This window comes from Pseudomonas hunanensis, assembly GCF_013393325.1.
Classification (GTDB): domain Bacteria; phylum Pseudomonadota; class Gammaproteobacteria; order Pseudomonadales; family Pseudomonadaceae; genus Aquipseudomonas; species Aquipseudomonas putida_P.
In genome coordinates this window covers 1-18,672 of sequence record NZ_QJRC01000076.1, presented here as the reverse complement: position 1 = coordinate 18,672, position 18,672 = coordinate 1, and the positions used below count along the sequence as shown (strand labels likewise).

The 18,672-nt window shown below is 63.7% G+C and carries 16 protein-coding genes and 4 tRNA genes; 3 read left to right on the top strand and 17 right to left on the bottom strand.

Annotated elements, in window-relative coordinates; translation table 11 throughout:
* Positions 1-43 precede the first annotated feature (43 nt).
* Positions 44-589 carry a cytochrome b gene (locus DM807_RS07870; RefSeq protein WP_012271214.1) on the top strand — a complete coding sequence of 182 codons (546 nt, stop codon included), beginning with the start codon at positions 44-46 and terminating at the stop codon, positions 587-589.
* Here DM807_RS07870 and DM807_RS07865 read toward each other — a convergent pair.
* Together DM807_RS07865 and DM807_RS07860 are read right to left on the bottom strand one after the other, a co-directional pair.
* Positions 580-1,473: a 1-aminocyclopropane-1-carboxylate deaminase/D-cysteine desulfhydrase gene (locus DM807_RS07865; RefSeq protein WP_179027234.1), complete on the bottom strand. Its 894-nt coding sequence runs from the start codon at positions 1,471-1,473 to the stop codon at positions 580-582. The genes DM807_RS07870 and DM807_RS07865 overlap by 10 nt on opposite strands.
* Positions 1,474-1,569: 96 nt before the next feature.
* On the bottom strand, positions 1,570-3,606 hold the full coding sequence (locus DM807_RS07860; protein ID WP_179027233.1) for an NADPH-dependent 2,4-dienoyl-CoA reductase: 2,037 nt from the start codon (positions 3,604-3,606) through the stop codon (positions 1,570-1,572).
* A gap of 192 nt (positions 3,607-3,798) precedes the next feature.
* Between DM807_RS07860 and DM807_RS07855 the strand changes: the two genes are divergently transcribed.
* Both DM807_RS07855 and DM807_RS07850 read left to right on the top strand, forming a co-directional pair.
* A complete protein-coding gene (locus DM807_RS07855; protein ID WP_012271211.1) occupies positions 3,799-4,917 on the top strand; it encodes a nitrilase-related carbon-nitrogen hydrolase in 1,119 nt (372 codons plus the stop codon).
* A gap of 4 nt (positions 4,918-4,921) precedes the next feature.
* Positions 4,922-5,962 carry an AraC family transcriptional regulator gene (locus DM807_RS07850; RefSeq protein WP_012271210.1) on the top strand — a complete coding sequence of 347 codons (1,041 nt, stop codon included), beginning with the start codon at positions 4,922-4,924 and terminating at the stop codon, positions 5,960-5,962.
* A gap of 251 nt (positions 5,963-6,213) precedes the next feature.
* Here the strand turns inward: DM807_RS07850 and DM807_RS07845 are convergent, their stop codons facing one another.
* From DM807_RS07845 to DM807_RS07775, 15 genes are all read right to left on the bottom strand, one after another.
* Positions 6,214-7,026: a DUF2242 domain-containing protein gene (locus DM807_RS07845; protein WP_012271209.1), complete on the bottom strand. Its 813-nt coding sequence runs from the start codon at positions 7,024-7,026 to the stop codon at positions 6,214-6,216.
* Between the two features lie 201 nt (positions 7,027-7,227).
* Positions 7,228-7,304 (bottom strand) — tRNA-Asp (locus DM807_RS07840).
* Positions 7,305-7,445: 141 nt separating this feature from the next.
* Positions 7,446-7,522: transfer RNA gene (locus tag DM807_RS07835), tRNA-Asp, on the bottom strand.
* Positions 7,523-7,621: 99 nt separating this feature from the next.
* Positions 7,622-7,698 (bottom strand) — tRNA-Asp (locus DM807_RS07830).
* A gap of 65 nt (positions 7,699-7,763) precedes the next feature.
* A tRNA-Val gene (locus tag DM807_RS07825) sits at positions 7,764-7,839 on the bottom strand.
* 128 nt (positions 7,840-7,967) lie between these two features.
* Positions 7,968-8,741, bottom strand: a complete 774-nt coding sequence (locus tag DM807_RS07820; protein ID WP_012271208.1) for an SDR family oxidoreductase — start codon at positions 8,739-8,741, stop codon at positions 7,968-7,970.
* Positions 8,738-9,949 (bottom strand): O-succinylhomoserine sulfhydrylase, encoded by a 1,212-nt coding sequence (locus DM807_RS07815; protein ID WP_179027232.1) that lies wholly within the window; start codon positions 9,947-9,949, stop codon positions 8,738-8,740. The genes DM807_RS07820 and DM807_RS07815 overlap by 4 nt, the downstream gene beginning before the upstream one ends.
* Before the next feature lie 16 nt (positions 9,950-9,965).
* Complete coding sequence (purF, locus tag DM807_RS07810) at positions 9,966-11,471, bottom strand: amidophosphoribosyltransferase (RefSeq protein ID WP_012271206.1); 1,506 nt, start codon at positions 11,469-11,471, stop codon at positions 9,966-9,968.
* Positions 11,472-11,513: 42 nt separating this feature from the next.
* Positions 11,514-12,071, bottom strand: coding sequence for a CvpA family protein (locus DM807_RS07805; RefSeq protein ID WP_012271205.1), 558 nt, complete (start codon positions 12,069-12,071; stop codon positions 11,514-11,516).
* 191 nt (positions 12,072-12,262) lie between these two features.
* Positions 12,263-12,913, bottom strand: a complete 651-nt coding sequence (locus DM807_RS07800) for an SPOR domain-containing protein (RefSeq protein ID WP_060515085.1) — start codon at positions 12,911-12,913, stop codon at positions 12,263-12,265.
* Positions 12,897-14,204, bottom strand: coding sequence for a bifunctional tetrahydrofolate synthase/dihydrofolate synthase (gene folC / locus DM807_RS07795; protein WP_060515084.1), 1,308 nt, complete (start codon positions 14,202-14,204; stop codon positions 12,897-12,899). The genes DM807_RS07800 and folC overlap by 17 nt, the downstream gene beginning before the upstream one ends.
* A complete protein-coding gene (gene accD, locus DM807_RS07790) occupies positions 14,204-15,097 on the bottom strand; it encodes an acetyl-CoA carboxylase, carboxyltransferase subunit beta (protein ID WP_012271202.1) in 894 nt (297 codons plus the stop codon). The genes folC and accD overlap by 1 nt, the downstream gene beginning before the upstream one ends.
* 222 nt (positions 15,098-15,319) lie before the next feature.
* A complete protein-coding gene (locus DM807_RS07785) occupies positions 15,320-15,940 on the bottom strand; it encodes a phosphoribosylanthranilate isomerase (protein ID WP_069943353.1) in 621 nt (206 codons plus the stop codon).
* Between the two features lie 61 nt (positions 15,941-16,001).
* On the bottom strand, positions 16,002-16,862 hold the full coding sequence (truA, locus tag DM807_RS07780; RefSeq protein WP_012271200.1) for a tRNA pseudouridine(38-40) synthase TruA: 861 nt from the start codon (positions 16,860-16,862) through the stop codon (positions 16,002-16,004).
* A 130-nt stretch (positions 16,863-16,992) separates the two neighbouring features.
* A partial coding sequence (locus DM807_RS07775; RefSeq protein ID WP_280526540.1) for a motility hub landmark protein FimV occupies positions 16,993-18,672 on the bottom strand: 1,680 nt, incomplete at its 5' end.

The window sequence follows — 18,672 nt, the reverse complement described above, 5'->3', positions numbered from 1 at the left end:
CGCCAGCAAGAGCGCCATTCCGACCTGATGACGAGGACCGATCATGGTTTCATCCACCCCCGCGACCCATTACGCACGCCTGTCCATCGCCCTGCATTGGCTGATGCTGGTACTGCTGGCCGCTGTCTACGCCCTTATCGAACTGCGTGGCCTGTTCCCCAAGGACAGCGCCGAACGCAACCTGATGAAGGACCTGCACTTCATGCTCGGGCTCAGCGTGTTCGTACTGGTCTGGCTGCGCCTGGCCATGCGCCTGAGCCGCCCGACCCCGCCCATCGTGCCCAAGCCGCCAGCCTGGCAAACCGGCCTTGCACACCTGATGCATTTGGCGCTTTACCTGCTGATGATCGGCCTGCCGCTGGCCGGCTGGCTGATCCTCAGCGCCGCCGACAAACCGGTGCCGTTCTTCGGCCTGGAACTGCCGCACCTGATCGGCCCGAACCCGGACCAGGCCAAGTTCATCAAGGGCTGGCATGAACGTATCGGCAGCTGGGGCTACTGGCTGATCGGCCTGCACGCACTGGCCGGGCTGTACCACCACTATGTGCAGCGCGACAACACACTGTTGCGCATGCTGCCCTACAAGTAACCGCGCCGGCCCTGCAGGCCACCTGTGTGGACGAAGATCAGGCGGCTGCCGGGCGTGAACAGCCCGGCAGCGACCTGATTACGCAGGGCCAGCAGGGCCTTGCCGGTGTAGAGCGCTTCGAACGGCACCCCAGTGTGTTGCTCGCACTCGGCAATGAAGGCCAGCAGTTCATCGTCGAACTTGCCGAAACCACCACGGCAGGCGTCGTGTAGCTGGTAACCAAGCGTGCCGGCCAATGCAGCTACCGTCTCCGGCACACCATGAGCCCTGGGCACGGCAAGTGCGCCATGTACCGCATGTGCCCCCGCCTCGGCCAGCACCAGGCCGGCCAAGGTAGTACCCGTTCCAGCAGCCAGCCACCAGGCGTCGTAGCCCGACCACCCCAGCGTCGCGATTTGCGCGTGCGCCTGCTGCATGATCTGCGCGCAGCCCTGCGCGCCAGCTTGCCCGCCACCGCCTTCGGGGATGCAGTGCCAGCCTGGGTAACGTGCCTGCCAGGGGCCCCAGAAACCGGGCTCGTTGCGTGCGCGGTAGCCGCCATAGCCCAACCAGTGCAGCGCCATGCCCAGCGCCTGCAGGTCACGCACGGTTGGCGTATCCTGGGCGTGACCGCGCAGCAGGCCGACAGTGGCGAAGCCGAAGCGTTTGCCAGCGGCGGCCAGGGCGTGCAGGTGGTTGGAATGGTTACCGCCGAGGCTGATCAGCCCGGGGGCGTTATCGGCACTGGCCTGATCCAGGTGATGGCGTAGCTTGAACCACTTGTTGCCGCTGATCAGCGGGTCGATCAGGTCCAGACGCAGGATGGCGGCTTCGACCTGTGCGGTTGCCAGCCAAGGCAGATCCAGGCGTTGCAGGGGGGCTTGAGGAAGGTCGAATACAGGCATGGCCGCAGTTTACAGGGATGGACGAAGCGAAAGGTTACGCGATCCTTGTGCGAGCGGCCTTGGTCGCGAAAGGGCCGCGAAGCGGCCCCTGCCCATTCAAAGCTCAGCCGCTAATCGCGACCCCTGGTTGATCGCCCGCTTGGCGTCCAGCTCGGCCGCCACATCCGCGCCACCAATCAGGTGCACCGACTGCCCCGCCGCCACCAGCCCGTCCTGCAACTCGCGCAGCGGTTCCTGCCCGGCGCAGATCACCACGTTGTCCACCGGCAACACCTGCGGCTCGCCGTCCGCCACGCGAATGTGCAAACCGGCATCGTCGATACCCAGGTACTCGACGCTGTTGAGCATCTGCACCCGCTTGTTCTTCAACCCGGTGCGGTGAATCCAGCCGGTCGTCTTGCCCAGGCCATCACCCACCTTGGACTTCTTGCGCTGCAACAGGTAAACCTGCCGTGCCGGGGCATGCGGCTCGGCCTTGATCCCGGCCACCCCACCGCGTGCCTCAAGATGGGTATCGATGCCCCACTCTTTCCAGAATGCGTCACGGTCCTGGCTGGAGGCCACGCCCTGGTGCACCAGGTACTCGGACACATCAAAGCCAATGCCTCCCGCGCCAATCACCGCGACAGCCTTGCCCACCGGCTTGCGCTCGAGCAACACATCCAGGTAGCTGAGCACCTTGGCATGCTCCACACCCGGAATGGCTGGGGTACGCGGGGCGATACCGGTGGCCAGGATAATTTCATCAAAGCCACCCTCCACCAGTGCCTGCACATCGACGCGAGTATTCAGGCGCAGCTCCACGCCCGTGCTTTTGACCTTGTTGCGGAAGTAACGCAGCGTTTCAAAGAATTCTTCTTTGCCCGGCACCCGCTTGGCCACGTTGAACTGGCCACCGATTTCGCTGGCGGCGTCAAACAGGGTCACGGCATGGCCCCGCTCGGCCGCCACGGTGGCCGCCGCCAGGCCTGCCGGCCCGGCGCCGACCACGGCGATACGCTTCACCGCGCGCGCAGGCAAGTAGTTGAGTTCGGTTTCGTGGCAGGCACGCGGGTTGACCAGGCAACTGGTCAGCTTGCCGCCAAAGGTGTGGTCCAGGCAGGCCTGGTTGCAGCCAATGCAGGTGTTGATTTCGTCGGCTCGGCCAGCGGCGGCCTTGTTGACGAAATCCGGGTCGGCGAGGAACGGTCGAGCCATCGAGACCATGTCGGCATCCCCCTCGGCCAGCACCGCCTCGGCCACTTCCGGGGTATTGATGCGGTTGGTGGTGATCAGCGGAATGTTCACCACACCGCGCAGTTTGGCGGTGACTTTGCTGAACGCCGCACGCGGCACCTTGGTGGCGATGGTCGGGATACGCGCTTCGTGCCAGCCGATGCCGGTGTTGATCAGGGTCGCACCGGCCTGCTCGATAGCCTTGGCCAGCAGCTCGATTTCGTCCCAGGTGCTGCCACCCTCGACCAGATCGAGCATCGACAGGCGGAAGATGATGATGAAGTTCGGCCCTACCGCACCACGCACCCGGCTGACGATTTCCACGGCCAGGCGCATGCGGTTTTCATAGCTGCCGCCCCAGCGATCGGTGCGGTGGTTGGTGTGGGCGGCGAGGAACTGGTTGATGAAGTAGCCTTCCGACCCCATGATCTCGACACCATCGTAACCGGCGCGCTGGGCCAACGCCGCACAATTGACGAAGTCGGCAATCTGTTTCTCGATGCCCGCCTCGTCCAGCTCCTTGGGCTTGAACGGGTTGATCGGCGCCTGGATCGCGCTAGGCGCCACTTGCCGTGGGCTGTAGGCATAGCGCCCGGCATGCAGGATCTGCAGGCAGACCTTGCCACCGGCGGCGTGCACCGCCTCGGTGACGATGCGGTGCTTGTCAGCCTCTTCCTCGGTGCTGAGCTTGGCCGCGCCGGAATACACCCCGCCTTCATCATTGGGCGCGATGCCGCCAGTGACCATCAAGCCAACGCCACCCCGGGCGCGCTCGGCAAAGTACGCGGCCATGCGCTCGAAACCACCGGGGCGTTCTTCGAGGCCGGTGTGCATCGACCCCATCAGGGTACGGTTGCGCAAGGTGGTAAAGCCTAGGTCCAGCGGAGCAAGCAGGTGCGGGTAGCGGTCGGCGGCCATGGAAAGGTCCCCTGGTGGCGTGATCACGGTATGCGGGCACCTCACTGGTCGGCGGGGCCCGTCGTTTGTCTGTCAGCGACATTAAACAGCCGTTTGAATTGGCTCAATGATCGAAACTGACAAGTTATTGATCCTGGCATACAGCGCGACTAACCTAGGGGACCCTCACTGTCCAAGGTGCCGTACTGCTTCATGCGAAAACTCCTGGCAAGCGCCCTGGCGCTGGTGATGATCGCCGCGCTTTGCGGCTACGGTTTCTGGACTCAACAGCGCCCGGAAGGCCACTACCTGTCCGACCTGCGCATCGAGTTGGCACTCAACCATGGCGTGCCGGGCGAGCATGGCAACCTGCTCGGTGTGGAGCCGCTGCTTTACCCAGGCGACTACCAGAACCTGCAACGCCTGCACCGCAAGCTCGCCGCTTACCTGGAGCAAGCCCGAGCCCAAGGGCTGGTGGGCCCACGCACGGTGGTGGTGCTGCCAGAGCACATCGGTACCTGGTTGTGGGCGCGCGGTGAGAAAAACGAGCTGTACCAGGTCACTCAGAGCCGCGAGGCTCAACAATGGCTGGAGCTAAGCAACCCGCTGCGCTACGGCCTGGCCATGCTTGGCGCCGACGGCGACGACTGGCGTGCCGATGCGCACCTGCGCATGAAGGCCGAGCAGATGGCCGCAGACTACCAGCAACTGTTCGGCGGCCTTGCCAAGGAGTTTGGCGTCACCTTGGTGGCCGGCTCGATCGTGCTGCCCGAACCCTACGTGAAACAAGGCGTGCTGCATGCCGGCCGTGGTCCGCTGTTCAACAGCAGCGTGGTGTTTGCCGGCGACGGCTCGCTACTGGGCCAGCCCCAACGCCAGCAATACCCTGACAGTGAAATGCGTCGCTATGTCCACGACGGCCGCCAGCACCCGCTGCAAGTCGTGCAGACTCCCGCCGGGCGCCTGGGGGTACTGGTGGGCAGTGACAGCTGGTACCCGGAAAACCACCAACAACTGGCACAGCAAGCAGTACAGCTGATCGCCAACCCGGTGTTCCTGAGCGGCAAAGGCAGCTGGGAAGCGCCATGGCGTGGCAATCGCCACCAGGAGGCCACCGCTGGGCTGGCCCTGCAACGTGGCGAAGTCAGCGAGCAGAACGCCTGGCAGCGCCTGACCGAGGCAGCCGGGGCCGGCGTCAGCAGCATGAGCGTGTTCATGCGCGGGCAGTTCTGGGAACAGGCCAGCGACGGCCAGGGCTTTGCCCGCCAGTCGGGTGAACTGCTGGCGGGTACTCCTAGCCATGGCGCCCGCCTGCTGAACCTGTGGCTGTAGGCCCATGGCCCGCCCCCGCGTACGCCTCGGCGACCTTTCAGTAGGCTTTGTCCAGCCGCTGACCGAGGCCCTGCGCGAGCGGGGTCATGACCCCGAGCCCCTGCTGCTGCGCTATGGCCTGGATGCCCCACGCCTTGCCGAAGCCGGCGCGCGCTTGTCGATCCCCCGCTACATGCACCTGGGCCACGCAGCCATCGAGCTGAGCGGCGAAGCCGCACTCGGCCTGCACATGGGGCGCTTGAGCCGCCTGGCACATGCCGGCCTGGCCGGAGTAACCGCCGCCCAGGCCCCCACCCTGGGCGAGGCGGCGCGCACGCTGCTGCGCTTCGAGCCCCTGTACGCGGCCAACTACCGTGGCCGTTCCAGCTTCGTGGAAGATGCCCAGGGCGCTTGGTTGCGCTTCTATTCCATCAGCCCCTACAACGCCTACAACCGCTTCGTGGTCGATTCACTGCTTGCCGGCTGGCTGGCGCAACTTGCCGACCTGGCCGGCATGGCGATACAGGCAGAACGCCTTAGCATCGAATTTTCCGCCCCCGCCTATGCTGCGCGCTATCAGGCGCTGTGCAGCACGCCAGTGCAATTCACGGCCGAAGCCAATCAACTGCGGCTAAGCCGCGCAACACTACAACTAGCCAACCCCAGGCACTGCCCGAGCACCTGGCAGCACCTGCTGCAACTGTGCGAAGCAGAGTTGCTACAGCGCACACGGGTACGCAGCCTGGGCGAGCGCATCACCCATCTGCTGGGCCCGCTGCTCAATGGTGGCCGTGAACCGGACCTGGAAGAAGTGGCGCTGCACCTGCAGCTGCCAACCTGGACCTTGCGTCGCAAACTCGCCGAGGAAGGCACGCGGTTTCGCGACCTGCTCAACGAAACACGGCGCGACCTGGCAGAGACCTACATCCGTGACACGGAGCTGGCCTTTGGCGAGATTGCCTATCTGTTGGGGTTTGCTTCAGCCGAGGCCTTCCAGCGCGCGTTCAAGCGCTGGACGGGCCTCACGCCGGGGGAGTTCCGCCGCAGCCAGCGCCGGGCGGGTTAAAGCTCGGTGGCATCGTCGGCCGGTTCCGGGGTGTCCAGTTCATAAGCCTGGGTTTCGAGTAGTTCTTCCTGATATTCATCCATAGCCCTGCGTCCTCTTTGCTCATTTTGTCTTCGTGGGTATCGCCTTCAGCCTAAGCAGGTGGGATGAAGCGATGATGACAAGCGTATGAGTGATAAACGTAGCAGGTGTTCAGGAAGTTATCGCGGGGTGTCTGTAACAGGGGATGTGCGCAGCCTGTACCGGCTTTATCAAAGGGAAGGCGGCACAGCCTCGGCAGGCTGTGCATCCTGCTGCACCTGAATCGGCGCAGCCTCCACGGGCGGTGCGACCGGCTGCGAACCCTGACTGTCATCCACCACCGGTGCCGCGACTGCCTCACTTGCCGGGGAAACAGCCGCAGGCGCGGGTGCAGCTTCCTGGGCAGGGGCAGGCGCCACTGGGTTCGCCGCAGCCTGCTCCGGCAACCCCAGGTCAACCGCCGGCTTTTCAACCTTCGGCACTGGTGCGTCGACCTTGGCCTTTTCGACCTTCTTCGGTTTGGGCAAATAGCTCTCCACCAAGGCGAAATAGCGGTCATAGAACTGCGCCGCAGTCACGGTCTCGCTGGCTACCTTGACCATCGAGTCGTCACTGGAGCCGATCGGCATCGACACCGACCCCAGCACGCCCACACCCAGGCTGGCGGAGGTATTGGACTTTTTCAGTGCATAACGGTCCTGCAGGGCGTTGGCGAACATGGTCGAGCGCTGTTCGTCGCTCACATCCGGCGCGCAGGTGACGTTGAAGCTGATCTGCAGGTGGTTCTCGCTGTTCTGCTGGAAGCTCTTGTTGCCCACCACCTGGTTGGCACCGCTGCTGGTAATGATGTACCCCTGGCTGAGCAAGGCACGCCTGGCCGCCTCGCAAGAGCCAGCATCGCTCACCGGAAAGCTGCGCGAGAACGTACCTGAGTCATCGAAGTTTTCGTGCTCATAGACGGCCGCTTTTTTCGAGGAACAACCGGTCACGCCCGCCAGCACCAGGGCCAGCCCGAGCGCACCAAAGACGGAAGATCTGGTCATTGCGAATTCCGGGTATGTCGAGAAGGTGCCTATTGTGCAACACAGCAGGCAGGCACAGGAACCGCTGGTCGGTGAAGAACCTGTCAGGTTGGTGTAAATCTGGGTAAAGGCAGGCAATTTACCAGGCGCCAGAACGAAAAAAGCGACCCGAAGGTCGCTTTGACGTTGCTTCAAGGCGTTCATGGGGCCTTGAGGCGAAGATGGCGCAGCGGACGGGACTCGAACCCGCGACCCCCGGCGTGACAGGCCGGTATTCTAACCGACTGAACTACCGCTGCGTATCATTCAGGCTTGCGCCCGATTGAAACCTGGGTCTACCCTTGCGCCGCAATGGCATCGGGGCAGGCACAAAAAAAGCGATAACGTGATCGCTTCTCTTGTGTTTGCTTCAAGGTGTTCTAGGGACCTTGAAACGAAGATGGCGCAGCGGACGGGACTCGAACCCGCGACCCCCGGCGTGACAGGCCGGTATTCTAACCGACTGAACTACCGCTGCGTATCGTTCAGGCTCGCGCCTGATTGAAACTGGGATCAGCCCAAGGCATTTGCCTTGTGGCTTCAGACCGGTGCCATGCACCCATCTGTTACTGAAAAATGGCGCAGCGGACGGGACTCGAACCCGCGACCCCCGGCGTGACAGGCCGGTATTCTAACCGACTGAACTACCGCTGCGCAGTGCGTTCCTCTCTGGCTATCGACTTCTTGCGAACCCGATGCTTTAGGAACATCTCAGGAAGTGGTGGGTGATGACGGGATCGAACCGCCGACCCTCTGCTTGTAAGGCAGATGCTCTCCCGGCTGAGCTAATCACCCTCGCGATGTTGCTTGTTGCGTTTGCTTCGCTGAGGCCGCGAAATTTACGCAGATGGCGGAGCTAAGTCAATAGCCCCATTGAATTTTTTTCAAAAAAGACAAAAGCGGCATAGGTTGGACGGGAAGCCTCAGGTGTAGATCATCTTGCGGGTCATGCCGCCATCGACCACGAACTCCTGGCCAGTGACGAACGCCGCCTGGCGCGACAACAGCCAGGCAACCATGGCCGCCACATCTTCCACCGTCCCTACCCTCCCCGTCGGGTGTTGGGCATGATCGGCCTCGGTCAACGGCTCGGCACGGCGCTGCGACGGGTCACGGGCATCGATCCAGCCCGGGCTCACCGCATTGACGCGAATCTCCGGGCCCAAGCTCATGGCCAGAGCATGGGTCAAAGCCACCAGGCCGCCCTTGCTTGCCGCGTAAGCTTCGGTGTCGGGCTCGGATTGCCGCGCCCGAGTAGACGTCAGGTTGACGATCGCCCCATTGTGCGCACGCAGGTAAGGCGCACAATGCTTGGCCAGCAGCATCGGGCCGTTGAGGTTGACCGCCAACACCCGGTTCCATTGCGCCAGGCTCAGGCTTTCGAGGGTCTGGTTGTGCGGGTTGGCAATGGCCGCATTGCACACCAGCGCGTCCAGCCGACCGAACTGCCCGAGCACTTCGGACACCCCGGCACTGACCTGGGCCTCGTCGGCAACGTCCATGGTGATGAACCAGGCGTTGTCACCCAACGCCTTGGCCACCTTGGCCCCGCGCTTGCGGTCCAGGTCACTGAGCACCACCTGCCAACCTTCGCAGATCAACCAAGCGGCAATGCCCAGGCCGATGCCGCGCGCGGCACCGGTGACCAAGGCTACCCGGCCATTGTGGCCTGGGGTACTGCCGCTGATTTCGATCACAGTGCAGCCAGCCCGCGCGCCAGGTCGGCTTGCAGGTCGGCCACGTCTTCCAGGCCTACGGCAACCCGGATCAGGCTGTCGCGGATACCCGCAGCTTCACGCTCCTGCGGCGACAAGCGACCATGGGAGGTGGTGGCCGGGTGCGCGATGGTGGTTTTGCTGTCACCCAGGTTGGTGGTGATGGAAATCACCCGGGTGGCATCGATGAAGCGCCAGGCACCCTCTTTACCGCCTTTGACTTCAAAGCTGACCACCGCACCAAAACCGCTCATCTGGCGCTTGGCCAGTTCGTGCTGCGGGTGGCTCGGCAGGCCTGCGTAATGCACCTTTTCCACGCCTTCCTGCTGCTCCAGCCATTCGGCCAGGGCCTGGGCGCTTTCGCAGTGCGCACGCATGCGCAGGCGCAACGTTTCCAGGCCCTTGGTGAAGATCCAGGCGTTGAACGGGCTGAGCGTCGGGCCTGCGGTACGCAGGAAACCGACCACTTCTTTCATCTGCTCGGCACGGCCGGCGACCACACCGCCCATGCAGCGGCCCTGGCCGTCGATGAACTTGGTGGCCGAGTGGAACACGATATCGGCACCCAGTTTCAGCGGCTGCTGCAGCGCCGGGGTGCTGAAGCAGTTGTCCACTACCAGCATGGCGCCATGGGCATGAGCGATTTCACTGAGCGCGGTGATATCGACCAGCTCGGCCAGCGGGTTGGACGGCGATTCGACGATCAGCAGCCTGGTGTTGGCCTTGATGGCCTTCTCCCAGCCATTGAGGTCGACCAGTGGCACGTAGTCCACTTGTACGCCAAAGCGCTTGAAGTACTTCTCGAACAGGCTGATGGTGGAGCCAAACACGCTCTGCGACACCAGTACATGGTCACCGGCGCTGCACAGCGACATGACCACGGCCAGGATTGCCGCCATACCGGTGGACGTACCCACGGCCTGCTCCGCGCCTTCCATTGCAGCCAGGCGCTCCTCGAAGGCACGCACTGAGGGGTTGGTGTAGCGCGAGTAGACGTTGCCCGGCGTTTCGCCGGCAAAGCGCGCAGCAGCATCAGCCGCTGTGCGGAACACATAGCTGGAGGTCAGGAACAGCGCTTCGCTGTGTTCGCCTTCCGGTGTACGGTTTTGACCGGCGCGCACCGCCAGGGTGTCGAAACCGACACCCTCGAGGTCACTGTCCAGTCGCCCGGCATCCCATTGATCCGTCATGCCGTCGCTCCCAAAATCAGTTGTTGTAGAGGTCGATGATCGCGCTGACGGCCTGGTTCTTGACCTTGGCCAGGTCATTACGGGCCTGCTCGATACGCTCGAGGTAGGCTTCGTCGATATCGCCGGTGACGTACTCACCGTTGAACACCGCGCAATCGAAATGATCGATCTTGATCTTGCCGCCACCGACCGAGTCGATCAGGTCTGGCAGATCCTGATAGATCAGCCAATCGGCGCCGATCAACTCGGCCACCTGTTCGGTGGTACGGTTGTGGGCGATCAGTTCGTGAACACTCGGCATGTCGATGCCGTAGACGTTGGGGTAGCGTACTGCAGGGGCTGCGGAGCAGAAGTAGACATTTTTGGCGCCGGCTTCGCGGGCCATCTGGATGATCTGCTTGCAGGTGGTGCCGCGCACGATCGAGTCGTCCACCAGCATCACGTTCTTGCCACGGAATTCCAGCTCGATGGCGTTGAGCTTCTGGCGCACTGACTTTTTGCGCGCGGCCTGGCCGGGCATGATGAAGGTACGGCCGATGTAACGGTTCTTGACGAAACCTTCGCGGAACTTGACGCCCAGGCGGTTGGCCAGTTCCAGCGCAGCAGTGCGGCTGGTATCCGGGATCGGGATGACCACGTCGATATCATGCTCAGGGCGCTCGCGCATGATCTTGTCAGCCAGTTTTTCACCCATGCGCAGACGGGCCTTGTACACCGAGATACCGTCAATGATCGAGTCCGGGCGGGCCAGGTAGACGTGCTCGAAGATGCACGGCTGCAACTTCGGCGCTTCGGCGCATTGCTTGGTGAACAGCTGGCCTTCTTCGGTGATGTACACCGCTTCGCCCGGCGCCAGGTCGCGGATCAGGGTAAAGCCGAGCACGTCCAGGGCCACGCTTTCCGAGGCGATCATGTATTCCACGCCTTCATCGGTATGACGCTGGCCGAACACCACCGGGCGGATGCCGTGGGGGTCGCGGAAGCCGACGATGCCGTAGCCGGTGATCATCGCCACCACGGCGTAACCGCCGACGCAGCGGCTGTGTACATGGGAAACCGCCGCGAACACGTCTTCTTCGGTTGGCTGCAACTTGCCACGCACCGCCAACTCATGGGCGAACACGTTCAGCAGCACTTCCGAGTCGGAGTTGGTGTTGACGTGGCGCAGGTCGGACTCGTAGATCTCCTTGGCCAACTGCTCGACATTGGTCAGGTTGCCGTTGTGGGCCAGGGTGATGCCGTACGGCGAGTTGACGTAGAACGGCTGGGCCTCGGCCGAGGTCGAGCTGCCCGCCGTCGGGTAGCGCACGTGGCCGATACCGATGCTGCCCACCAGGCGCTGCATGTGGCGCTGCTGGAACACGTCGCGCACCAGGCCATTATCCTTGCGCAGGAACAACCGGCCGTCATGGCTGGTCACGATACCGGCAGCGTCCTGGCCGCGGTGCTGGAGGACCGTAAGCGCGTCATACAGCGCCTGATTGACGTTCGACTTACCGACGATACCGACGATGCCACACATGCGACGCAACCCCTACTTTGACGAAACTTGAGTGAATAGCGCTCAGGGCTTGGACGGCCCGAGCAACTGTTCCTTGAACGGAAGATCAGCGGGAGCGCTGATCAACCCACTGGGCGACCACTGACCGGTGAAACCCAGAATCAGGTTTTTCGACCAATCGGCGACCAAGAGAAATTGTGGTATCAGGCGTGATTCCTGCCACCAGGTGTCCTGTTGAACCGGCCCCAGGCTGATCAGGCCTATGGCCACCACTACCAGCAAGGCCCCGCGCGCGGCACCGAAGGCCATGCCCAGGAAACGATCGGTGCCGGACAGCCCGGTCACGCGGATCAGTTCGCCGACGAGGAAGTTGACCATGGCCCCCACCAGCAAGGTGGCGACGAAAAGAATGGCGCAGCCAGCGATGACGCGCATCGATGGCGTCTGGATATAGCTCTCAAGATACACCGAGAGCGAACCGCCGAACATCCAGGCAACCGCACCGGCAATGATCCAGATGAGCAAGGACAAGGCCTCTTTGACGAAGCCGCGCTTGAGACTGATCAGTGTGGAGACGGCGATGATCGCAATGATCGCCCAATCAACCAAGGTAAATGCCACGGTGCTGCCTGCAGACGTTTGAGGCGGCGCATTTTACCAGAGCAGAGGGCTGGGAGTAAGCGGAATGTCGGGGATTAGCGCCACCTGGGTGTGGGAGCGGCCTTGTGTCGCGAAAGGGCCGCAAAGCGGCCCCAGCAGTTCTGGCTGTACTGCAGAGATCTTAGGGGCCGCGCAGAAGCCTACGGCCTGAATTAGCTGCGTTCTGGCTGGAACCTCACCACAAAGCCCTTGAGGCTGTTCTGGCGATTGATCGCATCACGCACGCGCTCGGCTTCGGCCCGCTCGATCAACGGCCCGACATACACCCGGTTCATGCCACCCGCCGAGCGGATATAAGCGTTGTAACCCTGGCTACGCAGCGTTTGTTGAAGTTTTTCGGCACCGGCACGGTTTGACAGGCTGGCCAGCTGGATCGACCAGCTGACTGGCAGACCATTGACGTCGATCTTCGAAGGCGCTGCCGGCGCTGGGGCTGCAGCGGCCTTGGCCTCGACCTTTGGCGCTGGCGCGGGTGCTTGCGGCTTGGGCGGTTGAACCTGTGCCTGAGTCTGTGGTGACGGGGTAATGGGCTGGCTGGGCGTGCTCGCCGGCGCAGTGGCTTCATCGATCACCACCGGCGCCTGCTGAGGCGCCTCCGGGATCACCTGCGGTTGCGGCACGGCAACCGGCTCCACCTTCACTTCCGGCAGGCTGGGCATGGCCGGTGCCTGCGGGGTTTCGACGTGCACCTGGCGCATCTCGTCCTCGCGGCTGAACAGCATCGGCAGGAAGATCACCGCCAGCGCCACCAGCACCAGCGCACCGACCATGCGCTGCTTCATCCCTTTATCCAGCACTGCCATCTACTCCACCCTCCTGGGCATGCCGCTCCAGCCATTCCAGCGCCTGGGCGACACAGAAAAACGAACCGAACAGCAGGATCTGGTCATCCGCCGTCGCCTGCGCGCATTGCCCTTCAAGGGCGGCGTCGACGCTGGCATAAGACTTCACTGCGGCGCCATGGTTCGTCAAGGCCGTGGCCAGTTCCGCAGCCGGGCGGCTGCGCGGGGTGTCCAGCGGCGCCACTGCCCATTCGTCGACCAGGCCCTGCAGCGGCGCGATAACGCCGCCCAGGTCCTTGTCGGCGAGCAAGCCGAACACCGCGAAACGGCGCCCATTCAGCGGACGGGCCGCCAGGCGGCGGGCCAGGTACTGCGCCGCATGCGGGTTATGCCCGACATCCAGCAACAGCTCAACTGGCTTGCCCTGCCAGTTCAGCTGGCGGCGGTCGAGACGCCCGGTGATACGGGTATCCAGCAATGCCTGGCGAACCTGCGCCGCATCCCACGGCAGCCCCATCAACAGGTAAGCCTGCAACGCCAACGCGGCGTTTTCCATGGGCAGGTCGAGTAAAGGCAGGTCACTCAGCGCTACCTGCGCACCATTGGCCGCGGTACCACGCCAGCTCCAGCTGCCATCGGCGCTGGCCAGGTCGAAATCACGACCGCGCAGGAACAGTGGCGCGGCCAGTTCGCCAGCCTTGTCCAGCAACGGCCGTGGCGGGTCCAGGTCGCCGCACAGGGCCGGCTTGCCGGGGCGGAAGATGCCGGCCTTCTCGAAGGCCACAAGCTCGCGGGTATCGCCCAGGTAATCGACATGGTCGACGCCGATGCTGGTCACCAGGGCCAGGTCGGCGTCCACCACGTTCACGGTGTCCAGCCGGCCACCAAGGCCCACTTCCAGCACCACGGCATCCAGCTGCGACTGGTAGAACAACCAGAACGCGGCCAGCGTACCCATCTCGAAGTAGGTGAGGGAAATATCGCCCCGCGCCGCCTCAACGGCGGCGAAGGCTTCGCACAAGCGCTCATCGCTGGCTTCTTGGCCCTCGATCAGCACCCGCTCGTTGTAACGCAACAGGTGCGGCGAGCTGTACACGCCGACCTTGAGGCCCTGGGCACGCAGCAACGAAGCCACGAAGGCGCAGGTCGAACCTTTGCCGTTTGTGCCTGTTACCGTCACCACGCGTGGCGCCAGCTTGCCCAGCGCCAGCCGGGCAAGCACCTTCTGCGACCGCTCCAGGCCCATGTCGATGGCCGAGGGGTGCAACTGCTCGAGGTAGGCGAGCCATTCGCCCAGGGATCGTTGTTTCATCACGCGACGGCAGCCGCCTCACGCGCTTGCTCCGGGGTGTCCTGGCCGGTCATCTGCGCCAGCAGGCGGGCCAGACGCGGGCGCAACTCGCCACGGGAGATGATCAGGTCGATGGCACCGTGCTCCAGCAGGAACTCGCTGCGCTGGAAGCCTTCTGGCAGCTTCTCGCGGACGGTCTGCTCGATCACGCGCGGGCCGGCGAAGCCGATCAGCGCCTTTGGCTCACCGACGATGACATCGCCGAGCATTGCCAGGCTGGCAGAGACACCACCGTACACCGGGTCGGTCAGCACCGAGATGAACGGGATGCCTTCTTCGCGCAGGCGTGCCAGCACGGCCGAGGTCTTGGCCATCTGCATCAGCGAGATCAACGCCTCCTGCATGCGCGCACCGCCCGAAGCGGAGAAGCAGACCATCGGGCAGCGATGCTCCAGGGCGTAGTTGGCCGCGCGCACGAAACGTTCGCCGACGATGGCGCCCATGGACCCGCCCATGAACGAGAACTCGAAGGCGCTGACCACGATCGGCATGCCCATCAAGGTACCACTCATGGAGATCAGCGCGTCTTTTTCGCCGGTCTGTTTCTGGGCGCCGGTCAGGCGGTCCTTGTACTTCTTGCCGTCACGGAACTTCAATCGGTCGACCGGCTCCAGGTCGGCACCCAGTTCGGCACGGCCTTCGGCGTCGAGGAAGATGTCGATGCGCGCACGTGCGCCGATGCGCATGTGGTGGTTGCACTTGGGGCAGACATCCAGGGTCTTTTCCAGCTCCGGACGATACAGCACGGCCTCGCAGGACGGGCACTTGTGCCACAGCCCCTCAGGCACCGAGCTCTTCTTCACCTCGGAACGCATGATCGAAGGGATCAGTTTGTCGACTAACCAGTTGCTCATGCTTTATTTCTCCAGTATTGGCAGGCGGGGGTCGGTGTCGCCGGCCCTGCCCTGCCCTTGAGCTCAAAATCTTTTACAAAACGATGGTGGACCGGCCGCCGGGGCTTCCAGCGCGCCACTCCACCGCTAATGTGTTTTCTTGCCGCCATAAGCGCTGGCGGCGGCCCCGCAGGGCTGCGAAAGCTATGGACGATGGCGCGCAGCCAGCCGTCACATCTGCCATCACGCCTGCTTCACCGCTCGCATGAACGCCTCGATCTTCGCCGCGTCCTTGATGCCCTTGGCCTGTTCGACGCCGCCACTGACATCCACCGCATAAGGCCGTACCTGGGCAATGGCCTGGCCAACGTTATCGGCTGACAGCCCGCCCGCCAGAATGATCGGCTTGCTCAGGTGCGCCGGTACCAGTGACCAGTCGAACGCTTCACCGGTTCCCCCAGGCACGCCCGCCACGTAGGTATCCAGCAGAATACCGCGGGCACCTGCGTACTGCTTACAGGCCGCCTCCAGGTCGTCGCCAGGGCGCACACGCAGGGCCTTGATCCAGGGGCGGTGGTAGCCTTCGCAGTCCTGCGGGGTTTCGTCGCCGTGGAACTGTAGCAGGTCCAGCGGAACCACTTCGAGGATCTCGTTCAGCTCGCAGCGCGAGGCATTGACGAACAACCCGACCGTGGTCACGAACGGCGGCAGCTCGGCGATGATCGCCCGCGCCTGGCGCACGTCCACCGCCCTCGGGCTTTTGGCATAGAAGACGAAGCCGATGGCATCGGCACCCGCTTCGGCGGCGGCCAGCGCATCTTCGATGCGGGTAATCCCGCAGATCTTGCTGCGAACATAGCTCATGGAACGCGAACCCTGGTTATTGCGGCGAAAGGCCGGATGTTAGCAAATGGCTTTTCGCCCGTCAGTCTGCCAACGCCTCGTAACCGCTCAAAAAGTGTGGGCCGATGTAACGCTTGGGCAGCGCAAATTCCTCGGGGTACTCCACCTGCACCAGATAAAGCCCGTACGGGTGGGCGGTTACCCCACCTTCGCGGCGGTTACGCCCTTCGAGCACCTCGCGCGCCCAGGTGACTGGGCGCTCACCGGCGCCAATGGCCATCAGCACACCGGCAATGTTGCGCACCATGTGATGCAGAAAAGCAGTGGCACGCACGTCCAGCACGATCATCTGGCCATGACGGGTAACGCGCAGGTGGTAGATGTGCTTGATCGGTGACTTGGCCTGGCACTGGCTGGCGCGGAAGGCGCTGAAGTCGTGGGTGCCGAGCAGGAACTGCGCGGCCTCGGCCATGCGCTCGACGTCCAGCGGACGGTGGTTCCAGGTCACTTCCTCGGCCAGGTGCGCCGGGCGGATCGGGTCGTTGTAGATGACATAGCGGTAGCGCCGGGCGCAGGCCTTGAAGCGGGCATGGAAGTCGGCCGGCATTGGCTGCGACCAGACCACGCTGATGTCGTGCGGCAGGTTGAAGTTGGTGCCCATGGTCCAGGCGCGCTCGTCACGCACGGCACGGGTGTCGAAGTGCACGATCTGCCCGCAGCCATGGACCCCGGCGTCGGTACGCCCGGCGCAAATCACCGAAATCGGCTCGTTGGCAACCTTGGACAGGGCTTGTTCCAGGGCCTGCTGGACACTCGGTACACCGCTGGCCTGGCGCTGCCAGCCGCGGTAGCGCGCGCCCTTGTATTCCACGCCAAGGGCGATACGGGAGAAGCCTTCGGCCGCGGATTCGGCGGTAGCGGTGTCGATGATGTCCAAGCGCATGAAACCTGTGGGTGTACGGAATGGCGGGGATTATAACGACAACGGCAGCCGTGTAGGGCTGCCGTTGGATATGCACTGCGTTTGAGGGCCTCTTCGCGGGCTTGCCGCGAAGAGGCCGGCGCAGTCAACCTCAGACCAGGCGAGAGAGCATGTCCTCGGCTTCCTGGCGCTGGCTGTCGTCGCCGTCCTTGACCACTTCGTCGAGGATGTCGCGCGCACCCTGACTGTCGCCCATGTCGATATAGGCACGGGCCAGATCGAGTTTGGTAGCCACTTCGTCACTGCCGGAGAAGAAGTCGAAGTCCAGGTCGTCCAAAGGCTCGGGCTCGGGCTGCGCAACCGCGTCCTCGCGGGTGAAGTGCGGCTCCAGCGATGGCGATTCGAGGCTCTGCGACAACTTGTCCAGCTCGGCGTTGACGTCGTCCAGCTCCGAGGCAAAGCGCTTGGCTGCGGGCGAGTCGTCTTCCAGCGACAGGGACAAGTCGAAGTCCGACGGCATATCGAACTCGGACACTGGGTCAAATGCCGGCTCGCTGTCGAAGGCGGCCAGTTCGGCGGCGACATCAACCGGTTCTTGCGCCAGCGCGTCAGGAGCAGCTGGGGCAACCGGCTCGCTGATATCGAGGTCGAAATCAGACAGGTCCACGGCAGATTGTGGCTCAGCCTGAGCCAGCATGGCCTCGAAATCAGCGTCGGCGCTGTCTTGCAGCTCGGCATCCACGGCGAACGGCTGTTCTTCTGGCTGAGCGTCTTCCAGCTCTGGCTCATCCAGCACAGGCTCGGCGATGACCAACTCGTCGGGCACAGGCTCCTGGGCCATCGGCTCATCCAGCAACGGCGCTGCCAGCGGGTCTTCCTCGGGCAGGTCTTCACCCAGGCTCAGGTCGAATGCGCTGTCCAGATCCTGCTCATCCAGGCCCGAAGCATCGAGTGTCGGCACGTCATCGAAGGCCTCCAGCTCTGCTTCAGGCTCTGCTTGCGCGACAACCTCGGGTTCGGCCTCTACTTGTGGCTCGAACTCAGGCACCTCGTCAGGCACCACATCCGCAACCACCGGGGCCTCGGGCTCGTCGTGCAGCAGCTCCTGCACGTACTGTTCATCCATCTCGGCAGCCAGCGCCGCCGCACCCAGGCCGGCAGCAGCCAGGCCGAGCATGGCAGGATAACGCTCTTTCAGCCCGGCGACTTCGGCAACGTTCTGCTCGCCGGCCGACAGCTGGCGCTCCTGCTCGGCGAACGCGCTCTGGTCACCCTGGCGAGCGTACACATCCATCAGCTTCAGACGCAGGTCGTCACGCTCCGGCGCTGCGGCCACAGCGGGCTCCAGCAGGTCGGCGGCGCGATTCAGACGGCCTTCGGCCAGGCACTGATCGACTTCTGCAAGCAGTGCGGCGTGCGGGTCTGCTTGTGGTTCAAGCTCGGGCTCTGCCTCGGCAACGGGTGCCGACACTTTTTCCGCAGCGACAGCGGCGGCGGCGGAAGCTGCGACCACAGCCGGCGACAGGGTCACGCTCGGTTCCGAGACTTCGACGCCATCGAGGCTCTCGGTATCGCTGTCGAAGCCTGTGCCCTGCTCTTCTTCCAGCGCACGCGCCATGCGCAGGTGCTTTTCAGCTTCTTGCTGGGCCTTGCGCTTGCGAGCCAGCAGCAATAGCAGAAGCAGCAGCACCAGGAACGCGCTACCGGCGATCAGCCACAGCAACAGCGGGTTGCCCATGATTTCGTCGACAACACCTTGCGACTGGGCGGCAGGCGCCGGCTTGGGCGCGGTGGCGGCGGCAGGTGCCGGCTTGGCCGCTGGCGGCACGCT